The sequence below is a fragment of the Halomonas sp. BLK-85 genome, assembly GCF_044792155.1.
Taxonomy (GTDB): domain Bacteria; phylum Pseudomonadota; class Gammaproteobacteria; order Pseudomonadales; family Halomonadaceae; genus Vreelandella.
Genome location: NZ_CP087731.1, coordinates 1,693,376 through 1,716,962 on the forward strand (window position 1 = coordinate 1,693,376; position 23,587 = coordinate 1,716,962).

A 23,587-nucleotide genomic window follows, 5' to 3' on the forward strand; every position below is an offset into this window, starting at 1 on the left:
GGGCGTTGGGCGTTGAGATGCCCTGAAAAGTAAAAAATGCTATTGTCGCAGTGATTATCACTGCGCTAGGTGGCCCTGCAGGCCAGGCCAAACAAGGAGACCTATCATGTCTGCTTCAGAAATCCAGAAAACGCGTATTATCAACGAACTGCAAGGGTTTATCCGCAAACTGCTTCAGGATCCGAAAATTCTCGAGCAGTCACTGGAGGTGGCACGCAAGGAATTCGCCAAGGACAGCTCTCAGGATGTCATGGCGCGTATCGCCAATGAGATTTCTGATACGACCAGCGTGCATATTCCAGAGGACCCCGCTGAGCATTCAGAAGCCGACAAGCTGTTTCTGTCTCTGCTACGTGAGGTGATCATGGAAGAACAGGCGCTCTACTAACCCTGTCAGTCTCCTTTTTACCACCGGTTTCCGGCGTCGCATCGGCCTGCTTCGCCGGGCCTATTTCAGCCTGATTTCAAGAGAAGTGTCCTCACCTATGTCACATACTGCCACGCGCAATATTCTGGTCACCAGCGCCCTGCCCTATGCCAATGGCGATATCCACCTTGGCCACTTGTTGGAATATATACAGACGGACATCTGGGTGCGTTTTCAGAAAAGCCGTGGCCAGGCATGCTATTACGTCTGCGCTGATGATGCTCACGGCACCGCCATCATGTTGCGCGCCGAACAGGAAGGCATCACCTCCGAAGCACTGATCGAGCGTGTTTCACGCGATCATCAGGCTGACTTTGCCCGCTTTGGTGTCAATTTTGACAACTATCATTCCACTCACTCTGCAGAAAACCGCTATTTCAGCGAACTGATCTATACGCGCCTTCGCGACAAGGGGCATATTGCCACTCGCGATATCGAACAGATGTTTGATCCCCAGAAAGGCCTGTTTCTGGCCGATCGTTTTATCAAGGGTACCTGCCCAAAATGCCACGCTGAAGATCAATACGGTGATAACTGTGAAAAGTGCGGTGCTACCTACACCCCCGCCGAGCTGATCGACCCGGTTTCGGCCATTTCCGGTGCCAAACCGGAAGTGCGCAGCTCTACCCACTACTTCTTCAAGCTGCCGGATTTTGCCGAATTCCTGCAGCAGTGGATCAATGACGGCCATGTCCAGCCGCAGATTCGTAACAAGCTGATGGAATGGTTTGAATCCGGCTTCAACGAATGGGATATCTCTCGCGACGCGCCCTATTTCGGCTTTGAGATACCCGACGCGCCGGGTAAATATTTTTACGTCTGGCTGGATGCCCCGATAGGCTATCTGGCCAGCTTCAAGAACCTGTGCGAGCGAGAGGGCATTGATTTCGACGCTTTCTGGCAACCCGGTTCTGACGCCGAGGTGTATCATTTCATCGGCAAGGATATTGTCTACTTTCATGCGCTGTTCTGGCCAGCCATGCTCCACGGGGCAGATTTTCGCACCCCAACGGCGGTGAACTGCCACGGTTTTGTAACCGTTGACGGCGCCAAGATGTCGAAATCCCGCGGCACTTTCATCAAGGCCGCTACCTACGCAGATTTCCTCAACCCGGAGTACCTGCGCTATTACTTTGCCGCCAAGCTGACATCCAAGGTTGATGATCTGGACCTTAACCTGGATGATTTCGCCGCTCGGGTGAATAGCGATCTGGTGGGCAAGGTAGTCAACATTGCCAGCCGCTGTGCCGGATTTGTGAAAAAGCTGGGAGACAGCAAGCTCTCATCCAGCTGCGCCGAACCTCAAATGCTGGCACGTTTTATTGCCGCCGGTGATGACATTGCCGACGATTACGAAGCCCGTGAGTTCAGTCGCGCGATGCGTCGCATCATGGAACTGGCCGACGAAGCCAACACCTATATCGCCGATGCCGAACCCTGGGTGCTGGCCAAACAGGAAGGCCGTGAGCAGGAGGTGCTGGATATCTGCTCTGTCGGCATTAACCTGTTCCGTCAACTGATGGTTTACCTTGCCCCTGTCGTGCCCGCCATGGCTGAACAGGCACAACTATTCCTTAACCTTCATTCACTTGATTGGCATAGCCGGCACACGACCCTGATGAGTCATACCATCAACAAGTTCAAGCCGCTGATGACCCGCGTTGAGCGTGACCGCATCGATGCCATGATTAACGCTTCAAAGGAAGATCTGGTGGAAGAACAGAAACTCAAGGATGCCGTCAAAGGCCCGCTGGCTGATGAGCCGATTGCCGAAGAAATCAGCTTTGATGACTTTATCAAGGTCGACCTGCGCATTGCCCGGATAGCCAAAGCCCAGTATGTGGATGGCGCGGACAAACTGTTGCAACTGACACTGGACCTGGGTGGCGAAACCCGCAATGTCTTCTCCGGTATCCGCAGCGCCTATGCACCGGAAGCGCTGGAAGGTCGTCTGACGGTTATGGTCGCCAACCTCGCCCCGCGCAAGATGCGATTTGGCATGTCAGAAGGCATGGTATTAGCGTCAGCCAATGATGATGGCATCTATCTGCTGTCGCCGGATACCGGTGCCGAGCCGGGTCAACGGGTCACTTGAGGAGCCATTGGTGACCGATACGCGTGCCCTCATCGACGCCGTTGACGCCCTGCTGCCACAGACCCAGTGCGGAAAATGCGGGCAGCCAGGGTGCCGCCCTTATGCAGAAGCCATCGCCGCCGGCGAAGCAATCAACCGCTGCCCGCCGGGTGGCCAGGCCACAGTGGAGCGTCTCGCCGAGCTGACGGGCCGGCCTGTGCTGCCTCTCGAGCAGCCTGCCCAACCGCCCCTGGTGGCTTATATCCGAGAGGCAGAGTGCATCGGCTGCACCAAGTGCATCCAGACCTGCCCGGTGGATGCCATCCTCGGCGCGTCAAAACGTATGCATACGGTAATCAATGACGAATGCACCGGCTGCGAGCTTTGCGTGGCCCCCTGCCCGGTAGACTGCATTGATCTGCTCCCGCATCCTCAGTGGCAAACGGCAGAAAGCCCGGCTGAGCAGGACAGCTACCTGGCTCGCCGTGCATCCAAGGGACGGGCTCGCTTTATGGCCCGTAACCAGCGCCTGGCCCGCGAGCAGCGCCAGAAACGCCGAGAGCGCCAGAAGCGCCGTATTCAACTTCGCTCACGCGCATCGCGCGGCGCAGGCGCCACCGAACAGCGTCAACGGCAAATGGCAGTCAACGCGGCTGAGCAGGCCCTCAAGCGGGTTCTGCAGCAACTGGAAAGTGCTCAACGCCGTGAGGATGCCAAGGCTGAGGCCACCGCGCAGGCACAGCTCCCTGATGCTCAGCGAATGCTGGATGAAGCCAGGCGTGCGCTGGCGCAGACTGCCAAGGAACAGTATGAACGCTGACAAACGCTATCAGATCTTTGCTCGGTTACGGGCGGAAAACCCCCACCCTACCACCGAGCTTGACTGGTCATCGCCCTTTGAGCTGCTGGCAGCGGTGCTGCTGTCTGCCCAGGCCACCGATGTTGGTGTCAACAAGGCCACAGCGCGGCTATTTCCAGTTGCCAATACGCCGCAAGCAATCATTGATCTGGGCATTGAAGGTCTGAAAGAACATATCAAGACCATTGGCCTTTACAACACCAAGGCTGAAAACCTGATGAAAACCTGCCACCTGCTGGTCAACCAGCATGGTGGTGAGGTACCCAGAACACGCAAGGCCCTGGAAACCCTGCCCGGCGTGGGACGTAAAACCGCCAATGTGATTCTCAATACCGCTTTTGGCCAACCGACCATGGCAGTTGACACACATATTTTCCGGGTATCCAACCGCACTGGCATTGCCAAGGGTAAGGATGTCGTTGAGGTCGAGAAGAAGCTGGTTCGCCATGTGCCACGGGAATTCAAACAGGACGCGCACCACTGGCTCATCCTGCACGGCCGCTATACCTGCGTGGCACGTAAACCACGCTGCGGGAGCTGTATTATTGAAGACCTGTGTGAATTCAAGGAAAAAACTCCGCTGGACGCCTAGTTCATCATGGCTGCGACAGAGGCCCTAGCAGGCGCTGGTAGGCAGCCTGCCATTGGGGCCATTCCCAGCCACCGGTTGAAAGCAACGGCGGGCGTGCTGTCGGGTTCGTCAGCCATGTTTTCAATCTGCGCTGTAAATCTTCAACACTACCGTCATAGCGATATTCGGGCGGATAGAGCTCCGGAAAGCACAGCCGATCCGGTACCAGGGGCAATACACCGCGCTGAGCAGCTTCCATGATGGCCAGCCCCTGAAATTCATGCCAGGTGGTCGACACGACAATTCCCCCTTCACCGAGCAGTGCTTTGTAGTCACTGTCTGGCTGCGGCCCCCAGGCAATGATATGCGCGTCAAGCCGCTCCCGGGCCTGCTCAAACACCTCAGGCGACTGCCGAAACTGTTGCCCCATCACGGCCAGTTCAAATGGTACGCCTTCTGCGCTCAAGGTATAAAGCGCGGTAAAAAAGTCCTCTGGGTTCTTATCGTATTCCCAACGGTGGTTCCAGATAACGCGAGCTGGCCTGTTGCTACTGGGCAAGCCGCAAGATAACGGTATAAAAAAAGTAGGTAAAACAGTTGCAGGCAAAATAGGGACGGGCAGAATATGGGCGTTGTTTCTCAGCCTTTCCAGGTGCGCAGCGGCAGGCAGATTTTCAGGCATCTTTTTCAGAAAGGCGCGCACGCCGTCGACAAAGGAATCCCGGTTATAGGCGCTGTTAAATACCACTTTATCCGCTGCCAAAGCGGAATAAAGGTTAACCATTTTGGCGTCTACCGAGGATACCTGCTGAGCAGATTCAGGGTAGGCAAACTGGTTTTCATGGAAGTACACCACCTTTCTGGCACTGCCCAGGCCAGGATAAAGACCAATCAGCGTGGCAAGATCGACCATCGACGTTGCCAGTAACAGGTCGTAGGGCTGACTGAGGGTTGCATGCTCCTTGAGCACCCAGGTCAGCGGGTTACCGCGTACTCGCCAGCTGAAATGGCGCGGCGGCAAGGTAAGAGTCGTCCAGTCGGCTTCAACATGCGCCATTACCTGTTCTGCCCAGAATTGATGACTGACTGCGGAATAGGCAGACAGCAATAACGCACGCATGGAGATATTTATCCTCGATGATTTATGTATGGGTTGAGCATAGCCGGTCGACAGCTACTTTAGCAGCATTCGGCCAAGGTCGTCTTTGCCTTGACTGAGGCTACCCATACACTTGAGTCAGACGGCGATAAACCAAGCCTGGAGCACCAACATCAATAACAATGCCACACAGTACCTCGGGAGAGTCACATGGCCAATATCCTGGTAGTCGATGACGAGCCCAACATTGTTCTTTCGCTGGAATTTCTGATGGAACAGGCGGGTTACTCGGTCACGACAGCAGAGGACGGCGAGCAAGCCCTCGCGTGCGTGGAGAACGCCACACCGGACCTGATCCTGCTGGATATCAGCCTGCCGGGTATCAGTGGCTTTGACGTCCTGGAACAACTGCGCGCCCGGCAAGCAACCGAACACTTGCCCATCATCATGCTGACCGCCCATGGTCGTGAGGTCGAACGCGAGAAAGGAATGGCCATGGGTGCGGATGACTACATCACCAAACCTTTTTCCACCCAGTCTCTGGTTGAAAAAGTCCGCCAGTTAATGGGTGAGGCGGATTCATGAACCGGCGCGGGCTGCCCAAGCGCCAGCGCCTGATTGGCCTGTGGCTGTTGCTTAGCGGCATCAGTTTCCTGGGTGGCGCCATTTTTGCGGCTCTGCTGGATGCGCAGCTGGCTCCTCAGGGCTGGCAGCGCTGGGTACTCTGGCTGGGCAGCTTTTCCGGTGGCGCCACCATTTTTCTGGTGGGTCTTCTGCTGGAGCGGATGCTGTTTACCCCGCTGCGCCATCTCCAGGTGCAGCTGGCCAGGCTGGTCGCCAACCCGGATGCGCGTAATGAACATCCGCCCGAGGGTTGGTTAAAAGGCCTTGGCCCGGATCTGCGCAGGGTGCATGAAAGCTGGCAGGCTGACCGCAGCCGCCTGGCAACGGCTCACACTGAAGGCGCGCGCAGTGCCGCGCGCATCCGTCAGGAGCTGGAGACCCTGTTGCAGGTGCTTGAAACGCCGCTGTTGCTGTGTGACAAGCATCGCCGTGTCATGCTGTTCAATCAGGCTGCCGAAGACTTTTTCCACGACCAGGATGGCCTGGGGCTAGGCAAGCGACTGGAGTCCCTGGTGCCCAGCCCCAGCCTGCAACAGGCCATGTCCCTGCTGCCTCAGGATGGCTCCCCACGTGAACTCTTGGCCCCCTGTGCTGAGCGCTGGCTGAAAATACTCCTGCGCCGGGTACCTGGCAGCGAGGGCGAGACCCTGCTGACCTTCACCGATGCGACTGCCTCATGGTCAAACGAAATGGGGGTGCGCGCCGACCTGGCCGCCATGCTCACCCCTCTGCGCCAGCACACCGCCAGTCTTATCAGTGCCGCTGATGCGCTTATTCAACTTCGCCAGCAGGGCGACCGCAGCGTTGAACTCTGCGAGCGCCTGGAAGGCGTCATTCAGTCAGAAGGCCAGACCCTGGGTGACAACGTGGCGCGTATCGGCCAGTTGCTGGATGACATGCAGCATCAGGGTGAGCGGCTGTCACCCATGTGGTCGAACGACTTCTGGCAGGCCCTGGATGAACGGCTTGACCCCGAGCACCGGCTGATCACACCGGTTGGCATGCCCGCCTGGTTCAAGGGCGATGCACCGGCGCTGATTGCCCTGATGGCCTCGCTGATCCAGCATCTCAGTGCCTATCTGCCCGAAAGCGGTTTTGAAGGTGAGGTCTGCCTGGGCAATAAACGGGTCTATCTGGACTTTATCTGGAAAGGTAGCCCCCTGCCCGAGCGCGCACTGGCCGAATGGCACCGACAGCAACTCGAGGTACTGCCTCTTTCGCCCACCGTTGCCGATGTCCTGCGTCAACATGCCAGTGATACCTGGAGCCTCGCGGATGAAGACAGCGGCTATTCGCGTATCCGTTTGCCTCTGCCCGCCACCGAGCGGGTTGGCGCGCCCCGTGAAGCGATGCCGCCACGGCCGGAGTTTCACGATTTCGGGATTGCTGACCTGCCTGCCCCGGATGAAGCACTGGCCAATCGCGCCCTGCGTAGCCTGGAAGTGGTTGCCTTCGATACTGAAACCACCGGCCTGGAGCTGCGCCGCGGCGACACCGTCATCAGCGTCGGCGCCTGCCGGGTAGTGAATGCCCGTCTGCTGGCCAGCGAGACCTTTGATTGCAAGGTCGACCCGCAACGCCCCATTCCCTCCGCCAGTACGGCCATACACGGGCTGACCGATGCCGACGTGGCAGGCGCCCCCCCGCTGGACATTGTGCTCAACCGTTTCCGCCAGTACCTGGGCGATGCAGTGCTGCTTGCCCATAATGCGTCCTTCGATATGCTGGCGATCAGCCACCACGGCGTCGACTTTGACGTGCCAGTCCTCGATACCCTGTTGATTTCCCGCGCACTGGATGAAGCCATTGACGGCCATGACCTGGATAGCCTGGCCAGGCGCTATCACCTGGCGTTTCCCCCCGGTACCCGGCATACCGCCTTGGGGGATGCCCGCGTCACAGCAGAGCTGTGGCTGGCACTGCTGCCGCGCCTGGAAGCCCGCGGCATTGACACCCTGGAAAAACTGCTTGCCCTCCAGGCCAATGCTTTTGACAAAGCGGATGGGAGTGCCTGATGAAACCCTTCACCCAAGCTTCCCGACGTAATGAGCGCCTGGCGGCGCTGACCCTGCTGATGGTGGTGCTGTTCAGCCCGCCGCTATTGATCGCCGTGGACCGTCTGCCCGGTTGGGCCAGCCTGACCCTGTATCTGTTTGCTGCCTGGGGCAGCGTGATTGGGCTGACCGCCTGGCTGATGGAACGCTCGGCGCCCTAGCCCATGCGTACCGATCTGGTCATCCTGGGTGCCGCCTTCAGCTATCTGGCACTGCTGTTTGTGGTCGCCGCCTGGGGAGACAAACGCGCAGAACAGGGCCGAACGGTCATTGGCTCACCCAGCATCTATGCGCTGTCAATTGCGGTTTACTGTACCGCCTGGACCTTTTACGGCAGCGTTGGACGGGCAGCGGAATACGGACCGAGCTTCCTGCTGATCTATCTGGGGCCCACCCTGGCCATGCTGACTGCTCCCTTCCTGTTGCGCAAGATGGTGCGCATTGCGGCTCGCCAGCGTATCACCTCCATCGCGGACTTCATCAGCGCCCGTTACGGCAAGAGCTCTGGTTTGGGGGCATTGGTCGCCTTGATGGCGTTGATTACCATCACCCCCTATATTGCCCTCCAGCTCAAGGCCATCACGGTCAGTCATGCCGTCCTGATCAACTATCCCGACTCGCCCGATGCCCGCCTGGCGACTGAGGGGTTCTGGCTGGATAAATCCCTGTGGGTCGCCCTGGTACTGGCAGTGTTTATCATCCTGTTTGGTACCCGCCACCTGGATGCCAGTGAGCGCCATGAGGGCATGGTCGCCGCCATTGCCCTGGAATCCCTGGTCAAACTGGTCGCCTTCATGAGCGTCGGCGTCTTTGTAGTGTTTGGGCTGTTTGCGGGCCCACAGGACCTGTTTCAGCAGGTGGCGCTGCAACCTGAGCTGACAGACACTTTAGGCCTGAATCATGTGCCCGGAGGCACCACCGGATGGGTAGGTATGTTGATTCTGGCATTTCTGGCGTTTATCACCCTGCCCCGCCAGTTTCAGGTACTGGTAGTGGAAAACGTCGATGAACATCACCTTACCCGGGCCAGCTGGCTATTCCCTCTTTACCTTTTGTTGATCAACCTGTTTGTGGTGCCGATAGCGCTGGCAGGTCTGCTGCTTGGTGATGTGGCCGGCGATCCGGACAGCTTTGTACTGACCCTGCCACTTTCAGCGGGCGCCGAAGGCCTGCCGCTGTTTGTGTTTATCGGCGGCCTCTCCGCCGCCACCGGCATGGTGATTGTCGAAACCATTGCCCTGTCTACCATGGTCAGTAACCAGTTGATCATGCCTCTCTTGCTGCGTTTCAGGTTTCTGCACGCCAGCCAGCCGGGCCAACTGGCGGGCTGGTTGCTAGGCATTCGCCGTGCCGCCATCGTGCTGCTGCTGTTACTTGGCTACCTTTATCATGCCTTGATGGGAGATGCCTACAGCCTGGTGACCATCGGACTGGTCTCCTTTGCCGGTGTGGCTCAGTTCGCGCCTGCCTTGTTGATTGGCCTTTACTGGCGTGGCGCCTCACGCCTGGGCGCCATCCTTGGGTTGCTCGCCGGATTTGGGGTCTGGGGGTATACCCTGCTGCTGCCCGGCTTCGCACAGTCTGGCTGGTGGGACATGGCACTGGTTGAGCAGGGGCCCTGGGGCATCGAATGGCTAAAGCCCTATGCGCTGTTTGGCTTGCAGGAGTGGGATATCTATACCCATGCCCTGCTGTGGAGCATGCTGGCCAACGTCGGCCTGCTGGCCGGCGTGTCACTGTTCAACCGCCCCACGCCGCTGGAACAGACCCAGGCGGCGCTGTTTACCGAAGCCATGCACCCCAACCTGCAGGGCACGACTCTGTGGCGAGGGCAAACCACTCAGGGGGAACTGCGAGACCTGCTGGCACGCTATCTGGGTGCGGCGGCCACCCAGCGGGTATTTGCAGATATCGCTGAATCCCGGGAAGCTGCTGATCAGATTGCCTCTCACGCCCTGGTCACCCGTGCGGAACAGGCACTGGCGGGCTCACTGGGCAGCGCCTCGGCCAGAGTGCTGATCAATTCGGTGGTACGCGGCGAGGCTCTGGATCTTGAAGGGTTGCTGAGCATCCTCGACACCACATCGCAAACCCTGGAATATAACCGCCGACTGGAGCAGAAATCGGCTGAGCTGGCGCGCATTGGCGAGGAGTTACGCAGCGCCAACGAGCGTCTGCGCGAGCTTGACCGCCTCAAGGATGAGTTTGTTGCCATGGTCAGCCATGAACTGCGCACACCGCTGACCTCCATTCGCGCCTTTGCCGAGATACTGCGTGACGGTGACACCTTGACTGAACAGAAACGCCAGCATTTTCTTGGTGTTATCGTTCACGAAAGCCAGCGTCTTTCGCGGCTGATAGAGGAAATTCTTGACCTTGCCCGGCTGGAAAGCGGCCGATTGACACTTGACCCCAAGCCGCTTGACCTGGCCCAGGTGGCCCAGCGCAGCGTGGATGCCATTTCCCGTCTCCAGGAAAAACGTGGTATCGCCTTGGATAGCGCCATTGACGTGGCACCCGCCACTATTATTGGTGATCCTGATCGCCTGGAGCAGGTCGTCATCAACCTGCTCGATAATGCCGGAAAATTTGCTGATGCCGATCATCCCAGAGTGCGCCTGCGTCTTTACCGGCACAAACGCCATTATCGGCTGAGCGTTGAGGATAACGGTAAAGGAATCAGCGAGGGCGAGCGTGAAAGGGTCTTCGAAAAATTTCACCAGATTCAGGAACAGGGAGAAGCACCGCGCGGCAGACCCAAGGGCAGCGGGCTGGGACTTCCTATCAGCCGGGGCATTGTGGCCCATCTGGGCGGGCGGCTATGGGTGGAAGATGCCCCTAATCTGGGCGGCGCCTGCCTGATCATGGAACTGCCCGAAGCGCCTGAACAGGCTCACTAGATCAGGTAACTCGGCGGCGGCTGCGCACCTGAGCCTGCACCCAGCTGACAAAACGCCGGACCGCCTGCAGGTCATACACCAGCATATATTCCTGGTCCGCTCGCAGGCGGGTAATATCCAGCCAGCTGTCTGCCGTCAGTCCGATGGCCAGCTGGTGACACTGCTGATCCAGCATCAACTGCTGCAAGCGCTGAAAGGTCGCCAGTACAGTTTCAGCCTTCCCAGGTGTTAGCGGGCAATCAGGTGCTACTCCAAGGGCCATTAATCGGCGACAGGTTGATACTTCCTTACACCCCTGATGCACCGCCAACAAACGCACCGCGCTTACCAGCGGCATCAGGCCCTGGTGCTTCAGGTCAATCGCCTGCTCAAAAGGCCCCTCACGGGTAGAGGTGTTAGCCAAGCGCCCACGGCGATTCAGCGCTACCGGTAACTCATCCAGCAGGGCGGCCATTTCATCCATAAACAGGGCTCGCCTGGGCACTATCTGGGTCACTGAAAGGGCCAGATCATTGGCCAGCGAGGTTTCACCATGCACTGGGCTGAAATCCAGCAGGATATTGGTTTGCTGAACCCGCTTGACCTGCCTGTCCTGTGTCCAGAGTTCCAGCTGCGCCTGCCACTCGCTCAGACGCTTACGCCACATCGGCCAGCGAGCCATGACGTGGCCTTGACACAGCGGGATGCCGGCCTGATCCAGGCGTCGGGTAAACCCATCCCCCAACGCCTGGAAATAGGCATCGATGTCTCGCTGACGGGCATCCGGATAGTCTTCAATGATCAGGGCGTTGTCCTGATCCGGGCCCAGCAGGCTTTCATCTCGGGCACCTGAACCCAGCACCAGCACACAGTAGCGTGCAGGCTCAGGGCCCCAGCCCTGGCAGTTCATTTCTTCAAGGGATTCATCAATGGCCCGACGATATAGCCAGGCATTGTAATCACTGATCAGCTGGCTGATTCGCCAGGCGGGAAGGTCGTAACGAAGCAGCACCTCTACCCACTGGCGTTGCCACTCATGGGCCGAGGATAACGTTGCAGGAGCAGACGAAAGGATACGCCGCAGGGGCTCCGTCAGGCGCTGTTCACCGACCTCGGGTTCAAATGGCGGCTCAAAAAGACAGCGCCATGGCGAGGCACGGTGCAACCAGTGCATAAGGTGCGTCAGACGCTCGAATCACCCGCCGCCTGTTGGCGGGGGTCGGGTTCAAACATGGCGTCACCCACTTCCTCGATATACCGCTTGGCCTTGGTGATCATCATCTCATCGCAGGCATCACGGCTTGGCAGCATGTCCGAACGTTCAAAACGGTGTTCACGCAGCTCACCCTGGTCAAGCCGCTGCTGAATCACGCCGCTCACCCGATACTGGCCGCCCTGCATATCCGGTTCGGATATAATCAGATAGCCTGCATATTCAACCGCTTCGGCGGCTTTTGCCCGGCTGTTGGCGTCACCCTCACCTGCACTGAACAGGCCTGAAAGCAGCTTTTTCAGCATACCGACTCCTTGAATGGCAAGCAGCGGCAGCTCAATGCTGCCGCACACATGGGATGGTTAGCTCTGCTGACGGCCCTTACCGGCCGCAATCCGCAGGCGCAAGGCATTCAGCTTGATGAAGCCTTCCGCATCCTTCTGGTCATAGGCGCCCGCATCGTCTTCAAAGGTGGCAATCGATTCATCGAACAGCGACGCGTCCGACTTGCGGCCGACCACAATGGCATTGCCCTTGTAGAGTTTCATGCGAACCACACCATTGACATTTTTCTGGGTCTCGTCAATGGCCGCCTGCAGCATGCGACGCTCTGGACTCCACCAGTAGCCGTTATAGATCACTTCGGCGTATTTGGGCATCAGCTGATCTTTCAGGTGCGCTTCTTCACGGTCCAGGGTCAGCGATTCTATCGCACGGTGGGCGCGCAGCATGATGCTGCCCCCCGGTGTTTCGTAACAGCCTCGCGACTTCATGCCAACGTAGCGGTTCTCAACGATGTCCAGACGGCCAATACCGTTATCGCCACCCATCCTGTTGAGAGTTTCCAGCACTTCATGAGGCTTCATGGCCTGGCCGTCAATCGCCACGATATCGCCCTGATCAAACGTCAGTTCGATGTAGGTGGGTGTCTCGGGGGCGGCCTCAGGGGACACACTCCAGCGCCACATGTCTTCCTCAGCCTCGGCCCAGGGGTCTTCCAGAATGCCACCTTCATAGGAGATATGCAGCAGATTGGCATCCATGGAGTACGGCGATTTTTTCTTCTTGCCGGAGAAATCGACCGGGATGTCATGCTCTTCACAGTAGGCCATCAGCTTTTCACGGGAAGTGAGATCCCACTCGCGCCAGGGCGCTATGACCTTGACGCCCGGTTTGAGTGCATAGCCGCCCAGCTCGAAACGCACCTGATCATTACCTTTACCGGTTGCACCGTGGGAAATGGCATCGGCGCCGGTTTCGTTGGCAATTTCGATCAGCCGCTTGGCAATCAGCGGGCGCGCGATGGACGTGCCCAGCAGGTATTCACCTTCGTAGATCGTGTTGGCACGGAACATGGGGAAGACATAGTCGCGAACAAACTCTTCGCGCAGGTCCTCGATATAGATTTCTTTCACACCCAGCGCCTGCGCCTTGGTACGGGCAGGCTCGACTTCTTCACCTTGACCGATGTCGGCGGTAAAGGTCACTACCTCGCAGTGGTAGGTTTCTTGTAACCACTTGACAATTACAGAGGTATCCAGGCCGCCTGAATAGGCCAGAACCACCTTTTTGACATCGGACATTCTTGACTCCTAGCTGATAAAAGAACTCGCTGATAGACGCGCAGCGTCCTGATATGGCTTTCAAAACACAGAGTATAGCGCTCTGGGCTGTCAACGAACACCCAGCCAGCGACGACGGACAATGAAAGCTGGTAGAATCATGCCACTCAATGACCTAATTGATCACCCATTTATCAGTGGCACTGAGCACCACTGACTCGCTACCAAGGAGAGCTGCATGAGCGAGGCAATTGCCCGCGACTTGATGGCCCAGCGTTTTCGCAGTTATCTACCGGTTGTAGTGGACCTGGAAACCGGTGGGTTCAACGCCGAACGCGATGCGGTGCTGGAGATTGCGGCCGTTACCCTGACCATGGATCCGGAAGGTAATCTGCTGCCTGACGCTACTTATGCCTACCACCTCCATCCGTTTGAAGGAGCCAATGTCGAACAGTCGGCACTGGATTTTACCGGCATTCGCCTGGATGACCCGTTGCGCCGTCAGGTTGCCTTGTCTGAAGAAGAAGCCCTGGGGGAAATTTTTCGCCCCATCCGCAAGGCGATCAAGGCACATGGTTGCACAAGAGCGATACTGGTCGGGCACAATGCAGCCTTTGACCACGGCTTTCTGAATGCGGCGGCCAACCGTAGCGGCATCAAGCGTAACCCCTTTCATCCCTTTTCCAGCTTTGACACGGCGACCCTTGCCGGTCTGGTCTATGGTCAGACAGTGCTGGCCCGCGCCTGCCGCGCTGCCGGGATCGAGTTCGACAACAAGGCGGCGCACTCGGCCCGTTACGATACCGAACGCACGGCTGAACTGTTCTGTGCCATGGTCAATCGCTACAAGGACCTGGGCGGCTGGCAGTTGGCCGTGCGCGAACAGGCCATGGATGACAACGAGTAATAAGCCAGCCGTATCGAGCGGATGCAGGCCCGGGCCCTTTACGCTAAACTTCGTCGACCACTGACAGCAGATGTCGAGGAACCCCTGTGTTTTCCTTGCCATTCGTATGCATGAAGCAGTTCAGTCACAGCCCCCTTTCAGGAGAGAAAGCGTTTCCATGGCCCAGCACAATGCCTTTTATGCCCAATCCGGAGGCGTCACCGCCGTCATCAACGCCAGCGCCTGCGGCGTCATTGAAGCCTGCCGTGAAGCTCCCGAACAGATCAACAGGATCTATGCCGGCCACAACGGTATCATCGGTGCCCTCACCGAAGACCTGATTGATGTCACGCAGGAAAGTGAAGAGGCCGTGACGGCCTTGCGTCATACCCCGGGCGGTGCGTTTGGCTCCTGCCGTTACAAGCTCAAGGATATCGAAACCCACCGTACCCAGTACGAGCGGCTGATCGAAGTGTTCAAGGCCCATGATATTCGCTATTTTTTCTATAACGGTGGCGGCGACAGCGCGGATACCTGCCTGAAGGTATCCCAGCTTTCCGAAAAGCTTGGCTATCCGTTGACGGCCATCCATGTGCCCAAGACCGTCGATAATGACCTGCCGATTACCGATAACAGTCCGGGGTTTGGCAGCGTCGCCAAGTACATTGCCACCTCGACGCTGGAAGCCTCACTGGATATCGCCTCCATGTGCGCCACGTCCACCAAGGTGTTCGTGCTTGAGGTCATGGGTCGCCACGCAGGCTGGATCGCCGCTGCAGGTGGCCTGGCCGGTGAGAGTGAAGGCGAACCACCTCACCTGATCATCTTCCCGGAAATTGCCTTTGATCGTGCCGCCGTGATGGCCCGGGTGGATAAATGCGTCAAGGATTATGGCTACTGCGTGATTGTCGTTTCAGAAGGGGCACGCTATGAAGATGGCACCTTCCTGGCCGATGCAGGCAACACAGACGCTTTTGGTCACCGCCAGCTGGGCGGCGTGGCACCTACCCTGGCCGGCATGGTCAAGCAGGATCTGGGCTATAAATACCACTGGGCAGTAGCGGATTACCTTCAACGCGCAGCTCGCCACCTGGCTTCAAAAACCGACGTTGAACAGGCCTATGCGGTGGGCCGCGAAGCGGTCACCCTGGCTCTCGCGGGTAAAAACGCCATGATGCCGGCGATTCGTCGGGTTGCCGATACGCCCTACCAGTGGGATGTGATTTCAGCGCCGTTGAAAGATATTGCCAATCAGGAAAAATTCATGCCGCGTGACTTCATCAGTGATGATGGTTTTGCAATCACCGATGTGTGCCGCAAATACCTTTCACCGCTGATACAGGGTGAGGATTTCCCGCCGTTTGAAAACGGCTTGCCCAAGGTAGCCAACCTAAAGCTGGCCAAAGCCGGGAAACGCCTGCCGGTGTTTACGCTCTAGACTATCAGCGTCAGTATCTGTCATAAGAAGGCCGGGCCTGGCGCCCGGCCTTCTGGATAAACGCCGTGTCTCATTAGCGCAACAGCCAGGAAAGCACCAGCAAGAGAAGCAGGATGCCTGCCACGCCTTGCCAGAAACGCCGAGAATCCTGGCGGCTTTCCTTTCGCGCACGCCCCAGCGGTACACGCAAGGCACGCAGGAATTCAGACATGCGGCGAAAACGCAGGGCCCGCTGTGGATCAAGGGCGCGACGCAATGCATCGTCAAGATCTGTCGATACTTCCGGATTGGTTCCTCGGGCACTCCGATAGGCAAGCCCTTCCAGATCCGTATGGCTACGCAGCTTATCCGGCGTTAACTGGTAAGGCAGCTGGCCGGTCAGCAACCAGTAGGTGGTTGATGCCAGCGAATATTGATCACTGCGTCGTCCGACGCTGTCGCCCAGCGCATATTCAGGTGCGGTATGCTGGCTATAACCCACTTGCGCGAGCAGCTCACCGGAATGACGATGACCGTCCGCCTCACGCACATGGCAGGCGCTGAAATCTGCCAGCACAAGTTTGCCGTGGGGGTCTATGAGAATGTTTTCCGGATTGATCTGCTGATGGAGTACGTCACGATTGTGCAGCGCCTGCACGGCCTTGCCCAGCTGGTTGGCAATTTCAAGCCGCTGGTTCAGGCTTGCCTGGGGATGACGTTCTGCCCAGGAATGAAGCGTCTCGCCGGCCACATAGGCCATCAGGTAATACAGGTAGCGGCGAGGCCGAGAAGGCTCCATCACCTTGACGACATAGGGCGAATTGACCCGTTCCACCACCCACTGCTGAAGCAGAAAATGCTCCAGATAGGCGTTGCGCAAGGATAATTCCGGACTTGGCGCCTTCATCACCATTTCGCGCTGGCTATGTACATCACGTACATGGTAAACCCGTGATTGCGCCGTTCGGGAAAGCACGCTGAGTATCTCAAAACCGTCAAAGCGCTCGCCGGGTGAAAGTTCAGGGGGAATGGGTAAGTCACCATAGACACGCCCGGGATGGTCATTGACCTCATCCGGCAATTCATCAATGCGCACCAGCTGGAAGCAGAATTGCTCTCCACCATAGCCGCGCTCCTGGGCGCGGGCCTTGGCTTCATCGGCCAGGCGTTCACAGGCAGCATCCAGGTCACTGGCATCCTGTCGGATCAGGCGAACATAATCGGACGGTAGCAGAGTACCGCCAACGGCCTGGGTGGTGAACAGAAAGAGATCGCCCTGTTTCAGCGCCAGCGGGGTATAGTCAATATCCAGGCTGCCATCCAGGCCGAGTGCTCGCGAGGGGTAGCGGTAACCGCCCAGGTCCGTCACATGATCACGGGAAAGCTGTTCAAACTCGGCGCCGCGCAGGCGAAAGACCAGGGTATCGCCCATATGGAAGAGATGCCCTTCCCGGTGTCGCAGTATCAGCGCCGATAATGAGGATACAAAACTGCCGTTACGTACATGCTGGCTCTGGCTGTAACACCAGCTGTTCAAGGCTCTCAGCACTCGGGTAGCCGATACCTTGAGATCCCAATGGTCAGGCGTTGAAAAGTAGTCAGCCAGAAAACCACGTACGCTCAGGTCCCCCGCCTGTTTGGCAAGGCTGTTACGCGCCACTGAATCGCTGATGATCGCGCAGCCGCCCTTGGCCTGAAGCGTGGGCGCTTCAGGAATGCGCACTGACATGGAGCTGCGATGCTCTCGTCGGTCTGGCGCTACAAAGGCTTGTCCATAACTTATCAGCAGTTGGGCTTTGGCCAAGTGCGCCTCCTTGATTGGCTGAGCTGAATCATCATTTACATCAGCGCATGATACACCGATGCTCTTTATAGACCTAAACCCGGGCCACCGACCTAGGTGTAAGAAACCTAGGTCGCATTGGTAATTGCGTGCCCATGTTCGTATAATTCCCCCCATTAAGTCTTATAGACGTTATAATCCCGCGCGATTCAGTACCACCAAGGAAACCAAGATGAACTTTGATAACATCCCCGCCGGTAAGGACCTGCCCAACGACGTTTACGTGGCAATTGAAATTCCGGCCAACCACGCACCTGTCAAATACGAAATCGACAAGGACATGGGCGCCTTGATGGTTGATCGTTTCATGGCTACTCCGATGTTTTATCCAGCCAACTACGGGTTTATTCCGCATACGCTGGCTGACGACGGCGACCCCATTGACGCTCTGGTAGTGACGCCATACCCGGTAGCGCCAGGCAGCATTATCCGCGCTCGCCCAGTGGGTGTTCTCAACATGACCGATGAAGCGGGTGAAGATGCCAAGCTGGTCTGTGTTCCCCACGCCAAGCTCTCCTCCCTGTATGATGATGTGCAGGAAGTGACTGACCTGCCCGAACTGCTGCGCCAGCAGATTGCGCACTTCTTTGAGAACTACAAGGACCTCGAGAAGGGCAAATGGGTCAAGGTAGAATCCTGGGAAGGCGCCGATGCCGCGCGCAAGGCCATTGAAAAGGCGTTAGCGGCTCATCAGAAAGCCTGAGCCCGCCTGGCTGACTTTCAGGATTGCCTGAGTCAGCCTGAGCAGACATCCTGTTCCAACGGGTCGCCAAAAGGCGGCCCGTTTGCATTGCATCCCGAATTAACCGGCGATTAAACCCCGCGGCATGAAAGCGCACGACCTTACGCGGGGAGTTTTGCCAGGGTAAGCTGTCTAAGCGACATCGATTGCCATGATTCAAGGACATTCCGTGCCACTCATCCGTCATTTATCACGCCTTACAGCAGCTCTGCTCCTGACAGTGCTGACCCTTGGCTTATGGCCCCAGGCCACTCAGGCCCAATGGTTTTCCTCCAACGAGCAAGGCGAGTTTCTGCCGGTTCAGGAAGCCTTCCAACCCAGCGCCTGGCATGATGGCGATACGCTATATATCGGGATGGAAATCACCCCGGATTACTATCTCTATCGTCATCAGTTTGATGTGCAAAGCACCGACAAGAACACGACTCTAGAGGCTCCACAGCTGCCCGAAGGGCAGTTTATCACCGACGAATTTCTTGGCGATGTCTATGTATTTCGCGACCAGTTGGTGTTTGAGGTGCCCATTGCAGCCCCTCATGGTGGCCCCTTACCTATCAGCCTGACCTACCAGGGCTGTGCCGATGCCGGACTTTGCTACCCGCCGGAAACAGTCTCTGTGGAGGCAGTTCAGGCCCAGGCGCCTGCGGCATTTGCTGATTGGCAGCCTTCCCAGGGGTCTATGCAGGAAAACGCTTCCGGCCAGGCCAGCAACAGCGCTGCCAACCAGGCAACAGCCAACGAGAGCACGGGAGGAGAAAGCAACTTTAGCGGCGCGCCCAGTGACGATCGCCGCTTTACCACCCTGCTCAGCGAAGCCAGCCTTCCCCTGGCACTGGGGCTGTTCTTTATCGCTGGCCTGGGGCTGACCTTCACGCCTTGCGTGCTCCCCATGATCCCGATCCTGTCATCCATCGTGGTCGGGCAGAACCCGACCAGGCCGCGCGCCTTTGTGCTTTCCGCCAGCTATGTGCTCGGCATGGCCTTGACCTATGCGCTGGTTGGTGTGCTGATGGGGCTGTTTGGCGCCGGCCTCAACCTTCAGGCACACCTGCAATCAGCGCCGGTGTTGATTGTGTTTGCCATTCTTTTCACCCTCTTTGCTCTGGCCATGTTTGGCGCCTTCAACCTCCAGCTGTCTCCCCGTCTTGCCAACCGTATTGACCGCTGGCAGACAAGAGCCCAACGTAGCGGTCCTCTGGGGCTGGCAGTGGCAGGCGCATTATCGGTTCTGGTGGTTTCCCCCTGCGTTACCGCCCCCCTGGCAGGTGCCATGGTGTTCATTTCCTCCACTGGAGATGCCTGGCTAGGGGGTGCAGTGCTTTTTGCCCTGGGCATGGGCATGGGGCTGCCGCTTTTACTGGTAGGCACCTTCGGCACCACCCTGTTGCCGCGATCAGGCGGCTGGATGGAGGGGGTCAAGATTGCCTTTGGTCTGCTCCTGCTCGGCGTTGCCATCTGGATGGTTGAGCGCCTGGTACCCGCAGCACTGGCGCTGTTGCTGTGGGCTGCCCTGGCTGTTGGTTCGGCGCTGGCACTCGGGGCACTCAACCTTAATCAGCCGCAGGGCTGGGGTCGTGCACGCCAGGCATTGGGCATCCTGCTGCTTGCCTGGGGTATTGCCCTGGTGTTGGGTGCCGCCCAGGGAGGCAGCAACCCGCTGCGGCCATTGCAAGTGTCTTCCAGTCCTTCTTCAGCCAGCACTGAGCAGGCCACTTTAGCCTTTCAGAACGTCGACAGCCTGGCTGCTCTCGAAAACGCCATCAACCAGGCGGGCACCCGGAACCAGCCCGTGTTTGTTCACTTCACGGCTGACTGGTGCATCTCCTGCAAACAGCTGGAACGCGAGGTTTACCCAACGCCCGAGGTGGCCTCGGCGCTTGACGACTATATACTGATCAAGGCGGATGTGACCCGGACGGATGAACGCAGCCGGGAACTGCTTGAACACTTTGGGCTGTTCGGCCCGCCCAGCCTGCTGTTTTTTGACCAGGGGGAAGAAGTCGTCGATGCACGCATACAGGGTGAGGTCAATGCCTCTCAGCTGTCGCGTCACCTGGGGGAACTGAATCGCTGGCTGGCAGGTTGAGGAACCTGACAGTCATCGCCTGTCATCAAGGAAATCTGGCGGCAGGATCAATAAACCGGCCCATACTGACCCCAGCGGGCTCGCTGGACAATGGCGTCGTTTTTCGGCAAACTTCGCGGTCATCAAGATCAAAACCTGCCGCATAAATTGACGGACTCTCGAGCAAGATTCATCAACGTGTCGGTTTATGGCTTTTTTTGATTCCGGTTTACTACGCCTAGCCAGGCTGTTTCCAAGCGCCGTGTTACACGTCTGCCATCAGATTGAGCAAGGCCATATTTTCATATTTCGAGTGCAGGACAAGTCAATGGATATCCGTAAAGTCAAGAAACTGATCGAGCTATTGGAAGAATCCGACATCAGCGAGATCGAGATTCAGGAAGGTGAAGAGTCGGTCCGTATCAGCCGACATCCCAACGGCATCCCCATGGCTTCCTATCCGGCGCCTCAAAACGTGCCTCAGGCCCCACAGGCCCCGGCGCCAGCCGCTGCTGCGCCGGGTCCGGCCGAAGCAGAGCCAGAGGCAAGCGCCGAATCTGCCTACCGCGGTGTCACTGTCAACTCGCCCATGGTAGGCACTTTCTACCGCAGTCCGGCGCCGGGATCCAAATCGTTCGTTGAAATCGGCGACAGCGTCAAGAAAGGCGACACCATCTGTATCGTTGAAGCCATGAAGATGATGAACCAGATCGAAGCCGATCGCGATGGTGTCATCGAGGCCATTCTCGTCGAGGACGGTGAGCCGGTTGAGTTTGATCAGCCCATGCTTTCCATCGCTTGATCTCCTCTTTCTGACACGGGTGGACTTTCCCATGCTGGACAAGGTACTCATCGCCAATCGCGGCGAAATTGCCCTGCGTATTCTGCGCGCTTGCAAGGAACTGGGCATCAAGACCGTGGCAGTGCATTCAAAGGCTGACCGCGAATTGATGCATGTGCGCCTGGCAGACGAAGCAGTCTGCATAGGCCCTGCCTCCTCTGCACAATCCTATCTCAATATTCCCGCCCTGATCAGCGCGGCAGAAGTCACCGACTGCAGCGCCATTCACCCGGGTTATGGTTTTCTCTCTGAAAACGCCAATTTTGCGGAACAGGTTGAGCGCTCAGGCTTTACCTTCATTGGCCCTCGTGCCGAGACCATCCGCCTGATGGGCGACAAGGTCTGTGCCATCGAAGCGATGAAAAAAGCCGGGGTGCCTACCGTGCCCGGCTCGGACGGCCCGCTCGGTGATGATGAAGACACGCTGCTGGCCACTGCCAGACGCATTGGTTACCCGGTGATCATCAAGGCCGCTGCCGGTGGCGGCGGGCGCGGAATGCGCGTTGTGCACACCGAAGCCCACCTGCTTTCCGCCATCAACGTCACCCGAACCGAGGCACACTCCTCGTTTGGCGATGGCACGGTGTACATGGAAAAATTCCTTGAGAAACCTCGTCACGTAGAAGTTCAGGTACTCGCCGATGGCCAGGGTCATGCCATCCACCTGTATGATCGCGATTGCTCCCTGCAGCGTCGTCATCAGAAAGTACTCGAAGAAGCGCCAGCCCCCGGCATTGACCCGGAATCCCGCGCCAGGGTGCTGGAAGCCTGCCGTCAGGCTTGCCTGACCATCAACTATCGCGGTGCAGGCACCTTTGAATTCCTGTATGAAGATGGCGAATTCTTCTTTATCGAGATGAATACCCGCGTTCAGGTTGAACATCCCGTGACCGAGATGGTTACCGGCGTGGATATTGTCAAGGAGCAGCTGCTGATTGCTTCCGGACACCCGCTCTCGATCACCCAGGAGGATGTCACGGTCAACGGCCATGCCTTTGAGTGCCGGATCAACGCTGAAGATTCACGCACTTTCATGCCGTCGCCGGGCAAGGTATCTCTCTACCACTCACCGGGTGGCCTGGGCGTGCGTATGGATTCTCATCTGTATACGGGCTATACGGTACCGCCCCACTACGATTCGCTGATTGGCAAACTGATCACCTGGGGCGCGGACCGTGATATTGCCTTGACGCGCATGCGCAATGCCCTTGATGAACTGCTGGTGGAAGGTATCAAAACCAATATTGACCTCCAGAAGGATCTGGTCCGCGACAGTTATTTCCGCCAGGGGGGTGTCAATATTCATTATCTGGAAAAGAAACTCAGTTCCTGATTGCCCCATCAGGCGCTGAACAGCGGGGCGGTCACTATCGCCCCGTCTAATTTTTCCAGCGTGCCGGCCTTTTCGCTGCCACCATGCTGACAAGACAGTTAGTGGCTGCCCTCTTTGCCTTCCCGTGCCGTGGAGATCCTAATGCCCTGGCTACAACTCAGCGCTCATGTCGCGCCCGAACAGGCCGAATTACTTGAAGACCTGCTGGTGGATGAGGGCGCGACCGCCATCGCTCTTCAGGATGCTCATGATGATCCTGTCTTTGAGCCAGAACGTGGCACAACCCCCCTGTGGCAGGATACTGTTCTGACCGGCCTCTATGATGATCTTGAAGATATTGAGGCCATGCTAGAACGCTTGCAGGCCGCCTGGGCGGCGCACTATCCGGAAGATCCCTGCCCGACGATCGACTATGAACTGCTCGCCGACCGCGATTGGGAACGCGAGTGGATGGAAGACTTCAAGCCACTGCAGATGGGCAAGCGCCTGTGGATTGTTCCCAGCTGGCATGCGCCCCCCGCACAGGATGCGGTCAATCTGATTCTTGACCCGGGCCTGGCATTTGGTACCGGCACCCACCCTACCACCGCCCTGTGTCTTGAATGGCTTGATGGCTTGGCGGTGCAAGGTGAACTGACCCAGGCAAGGGTGCTGGATGTGGGCTGTGGTTCAGGCATTCTGGCCATAGCCGCCCTGAAACTGGGCGCTATCCACGCTGACGCCACTGACATTGACCCCCAGGCTTTGCAGGCCAGCCGTGATAATGCCCAACGCAACGCCATAGAAGAGTCGCAGCTGGCGCTTTACTACCCGGAGCAACTGCCCGCGGGCAACTACCCTCTGGTAACGGCCAATATCCTGGCTGGCCCGCTGGTCGAGCTGGCAGCCATGATTGCCGGCCATGTGGCAGCTGGTGGACGCATCGCCCTCTCCGGCATTCTTGCCAACCAGGCTGAGGAGGTTCGCGACGCCTATCAGGCTCAGGGCTTGCGGATGGATGAACCCACACTGCGAGAGGGCTGGGTCAGGCTGACAGGATACCGGCCGACAGACTGAGCGAACCGCCTGTCAGACCTATTGTGTTGTCAGTGGCCTTCA

At 57.8% G+C, this 23,587-nt stretch carries 20 protein-coding genes; 15 read left to right on the forward strand and 5 right to left on the reverse strand.

What is annotated here, in order from left to right:
• The first annotated feature begins 106 nt into the window (after positions 1–106).
• The 4 genes from LL947_RS07635 to nth all read left to right on the forward strand — a co-directional run bounded on the left by LL947_RS07635 (position 107) and on the right by nth (position 3,952).
• Positions 107–388 carry a hypothetical protein gene (locus LL947_RS07635; protein WP_404413328.1) on the forward strand — a complete coding sequence of 94 codons (282 nt, stop codon included), beginning with the start codon at positions 107–109 and terminating at the stop codon, positions 386–388.
• A gap of 97 nt (positions 389–485) precedes the next feature.
• Positions 486–2,522 carry a methionine--tRNA ligase gene (gene metG / locus LL947_RS07640; protein ID WP_290823370.1) on the forward strand — a complete coding sequence of 679 codons (2,037 nt, stop codon included), beginning with the start codon at positions 486–488 and terminating at the stop codon, positions 2,520–2,522.
• A gap of 10 nt (positions 2,523–2,532) precedes the next feature.
• The gene (gene rsxB, locus LL947_RS07645) at positions 2,533–3,321 is read left to right on the forward strand and encodes an electron transport complex subunit RsxB (protein ID WP_499832843.1); all 789 of its coding nucleotides are present in this window, start codon (positions 2,533–2,535) and stop codon (positions 3,319–3,321) included.
• The gene (gene nth / locus LL947_RS07650; protein ID WP_404413331.1) at positions 3,311–3,952 is read left to right on the forward strand and encodes an endonuclease III; all 642 of its coding nucleotides are present in this window, start codon (positions 3,311–3,313) and stop codon (positions 3,950–3,952) included. The genes rsxB and nth overlap by 11 nt, the downstream gene beginning before the upstream one ends.
• A gap of 4 nt (positions 3,953–3,956) precedes the next feature.
• Here nth and LL947_RS07655 read toward each other — a convergent pair whose 3' ends face one another.
• Positions 3,957–5,051, reverse strand: coding sequence for a tRNA-queuosine alpha-mannosyltransferase domain-containing protein (locus LL947_RS07655; RefSeq protein ID WP_499832844.1), 1,095 nt, complete (start codon positions 5,049–5,051; stop codon positions 3,957–3,959).
• Between the two features lie 189 nt (positions 5,052–5,240).
• On the opposite strand from LL947_RS07655, the gene LL947_RS07660 reads away from it, so the two are divergent.
• The 4 genes from LL947_RS07660 to LL947_RS07675 are packed head-to-tail and all read left to right on the forward strand — an operon-like array spanning position 5,241 to position 10,608.
• On the forward strand, positions 5,241–5,615 hold the full coding sequence (locus tag LL947_RS07660; protein WP_290822811.1) for a response regulator transcription factor: 375 nt from the start codon (positions 5,241–5,243) through the stop codon (positions 5,613–5,615).
• Positions 5,612–7,669 (forward strand): 3'-5' exonuclease, encoded by a 2,058-nt coding sequence (locus tag LL947_RS07665; protein WP_290822809.1) that lies wholly within the window; start codon positions 5,612–5,614, stop codon positions 7,667–7,669. The genes LL947_RS07660 and LL947_RS07665 overlap by 4 nt, the downstream gene beginning before the upstream one ends.
• A complete protein-coding gene (locus LL947_RS07670; RefSeq protein WP_290822808.1) occupies positions 7,669–7,869 on the forward strand; it encodes a hypothetical protein in 201 nt (66 codons plus the stop codon). The genes LL947_RS07665 and LL947_RS07670 overlap by 1 nt, the downstream gene beginning before the upstream one ends.
• Positions 7,870–7,872: 3 nt before the next feature.
• Entirely contained in the window at positions 7,873–10,608 is a 2,736-nt protein-coding gene (locus LL947_RS07675) for an ATP-binding protein (RefSeq protein WP_499832845.1), read from the forward strand.
• Position 10,609: 1 nt separating this feature from the next.
• Here LL947_RS07675 and LL947_RS07680 read toward each other — a convergent pair whose 3' ends face one another.
• The 3 genes from LL947_RS07680 to LL947_RS07690 are packed head-to-tail and all read right to left on the reverse strand — an operon-like array spanning position 10,610 to position 13,383.
• Positions 10,610–11,761: a DUF294 nucleotidyltransferase-like domain-containing protein gene (locus tag LL947_RS07680; RefSeq protein ID WP_499832846.1), complete on the reverse strand. Its 1,152-nt coding sequence runs from the start codon at positions 11,759–11,761 to the stop codon at positions 10,610–10,612.
• 8 nt (positions 11,762–11,769) lie between these two features.
• Positions 11,770–12,105, reverse strand: a complete 336-nt coding sequence (locus LL947_RS07685) for an HlyU family transcriptional regulator (protein ID WP_290822802.1) — start codon at positions 12,103–12,105, stop codon at positions 11,770–11,772.
• A gap of 57 nt (positions 12,106–12,162) precedes the next feature.
• Positions 12,163–13,383: an argininosuccinate synthase gene (locus tag LL947_RS07690; RefSeq protein WP_290822800.1), complete on the reverse strand. Its 1,221-nt coding sequence runs from the start codon at positions 13,381–13,383 to the stop codon at positions 12,163–12,165.
• 217 nt (positions 13,384–13,600) lie between these two features.
• Between LL947_RS07690 and rnt the strand changes: the two genes are divergently transcribed.
• Both rnt and LL947_RS07700 read left to right on the forward strand, forming a co-directional pair.
• Entirely contained in the window at positions 13,601–14,269 is a 669-nt protein-coding gene (gene rnt / locus LL947_RS07695; RefSeq protein WP_290822799.1) for a ribonuclease T, read from the forward strand.
• A 157-nt stretch (positions 14,270–14,426) separates the two neighbouring features.
• The gene (locus tag LL947_RS07700) at positions 14,427–15,686 is read left to right on the forward strand and encodes a 6-phosphofructokinase (RefSeq protein WP_499832847.1); all 1,260 of its coding nucleotides are present in this window, start codon (positions 14,427–14,429) and stop codon (positions 15,684–15,686) included.
• Positions 15,687–15,759: 73 nt separating this feature from the next.
• On the opposite strand, the gene LL947_RS07705 is transcribed toward LL947_RS07700, so the two are convergent.
• Positions 15,760–17,469 carry a bifunctional protein-serine/threonine kinase/phosphatase gene (locus LL947_RS07705; RefSeq protein ID WP_290822795.1) on the reverse strand — a complete coding sequence of 570 codons (1,710 nt, stop codon included), beginning with the start codon at positions 17,467–17,469 and terminating at the stop codon, positions 15,760–15,762.
• Between the two features lie 211 nt (positions 17,470–17,680).
• On the opposite strand from LL947_RS07705, the gene ppa reads away from it, so the two are divergent.
• The 5 genes from ppa to prmA all read left to right on the forward strand — a co-directional run bounded on the left by ppa (position 17,681) and on the right by prmA (position 23,545).
• Positions 17,681–18,211: an inorganic diphosphatase gene (ppa, locus tag LL947_RS07710; RefSeq protein ID WP_290822793.1), complete on the forward strand. Its 531-nt coding sequence runs from the start codon at positions 17,681–17,683 to the stop codon at positions 18,209–18,211.
• A gap of 217 nt (positions 18,212–18,428) precedes the next feature.
• Positions 18,429–20,336: a protein-disulfide reductase DsbD gene (gene dsbD, locus LL947_RS07715; RefSeq protein ID WP_499834387.1), complete on the forward strand. Its 1,908-nt coding sequence runs from the start codon at positions 18,429–18,431 to the stop codon at positions 20,334–20,336.
• Between the two features lie 307 nt (positions 20,337–20,643).
• Entirely contained in the window at positions 20,644–21,117 is a 474-nt protein-coding gene (gene accB / locus LL947_RS07720; RefSeq protein WP_499832848.1) for an acetyl-CoA carboxylase biotin carboxyl carrier protein, read from the forward strand.
• A gap of 31 nt (positions 21,118–21,148) precedes the next feature.
• The gene (gene accC, locus LL947_RS07725) at positions 21,149–22,489 is read left to right on the forward strand and encodes an acetyl-CoA carboxylase biotin carboxylase subunit (protein WP_290822789.1); all 1,341 of its coding nucleotides are present in this window, start codon (positions 21,149–21,151) and stop codon (positions 22,487–22,489) included.
• 141 nt (positions 22,490–22,630) lie between these two features.
• Positions 22,631–23,545, forward strand: a complete 915-nt coding sequence (prmA, locus tag LL947_RS07730) for a 50S ribosomal protein L11 methyltransferase (protein ID WP_499832849.1) — start codon at positions 22,631–22,633, stop codon at positions 23,543–23,545.
• Positions 23,546–23,587: the final 42 nt, after the last annotated feature.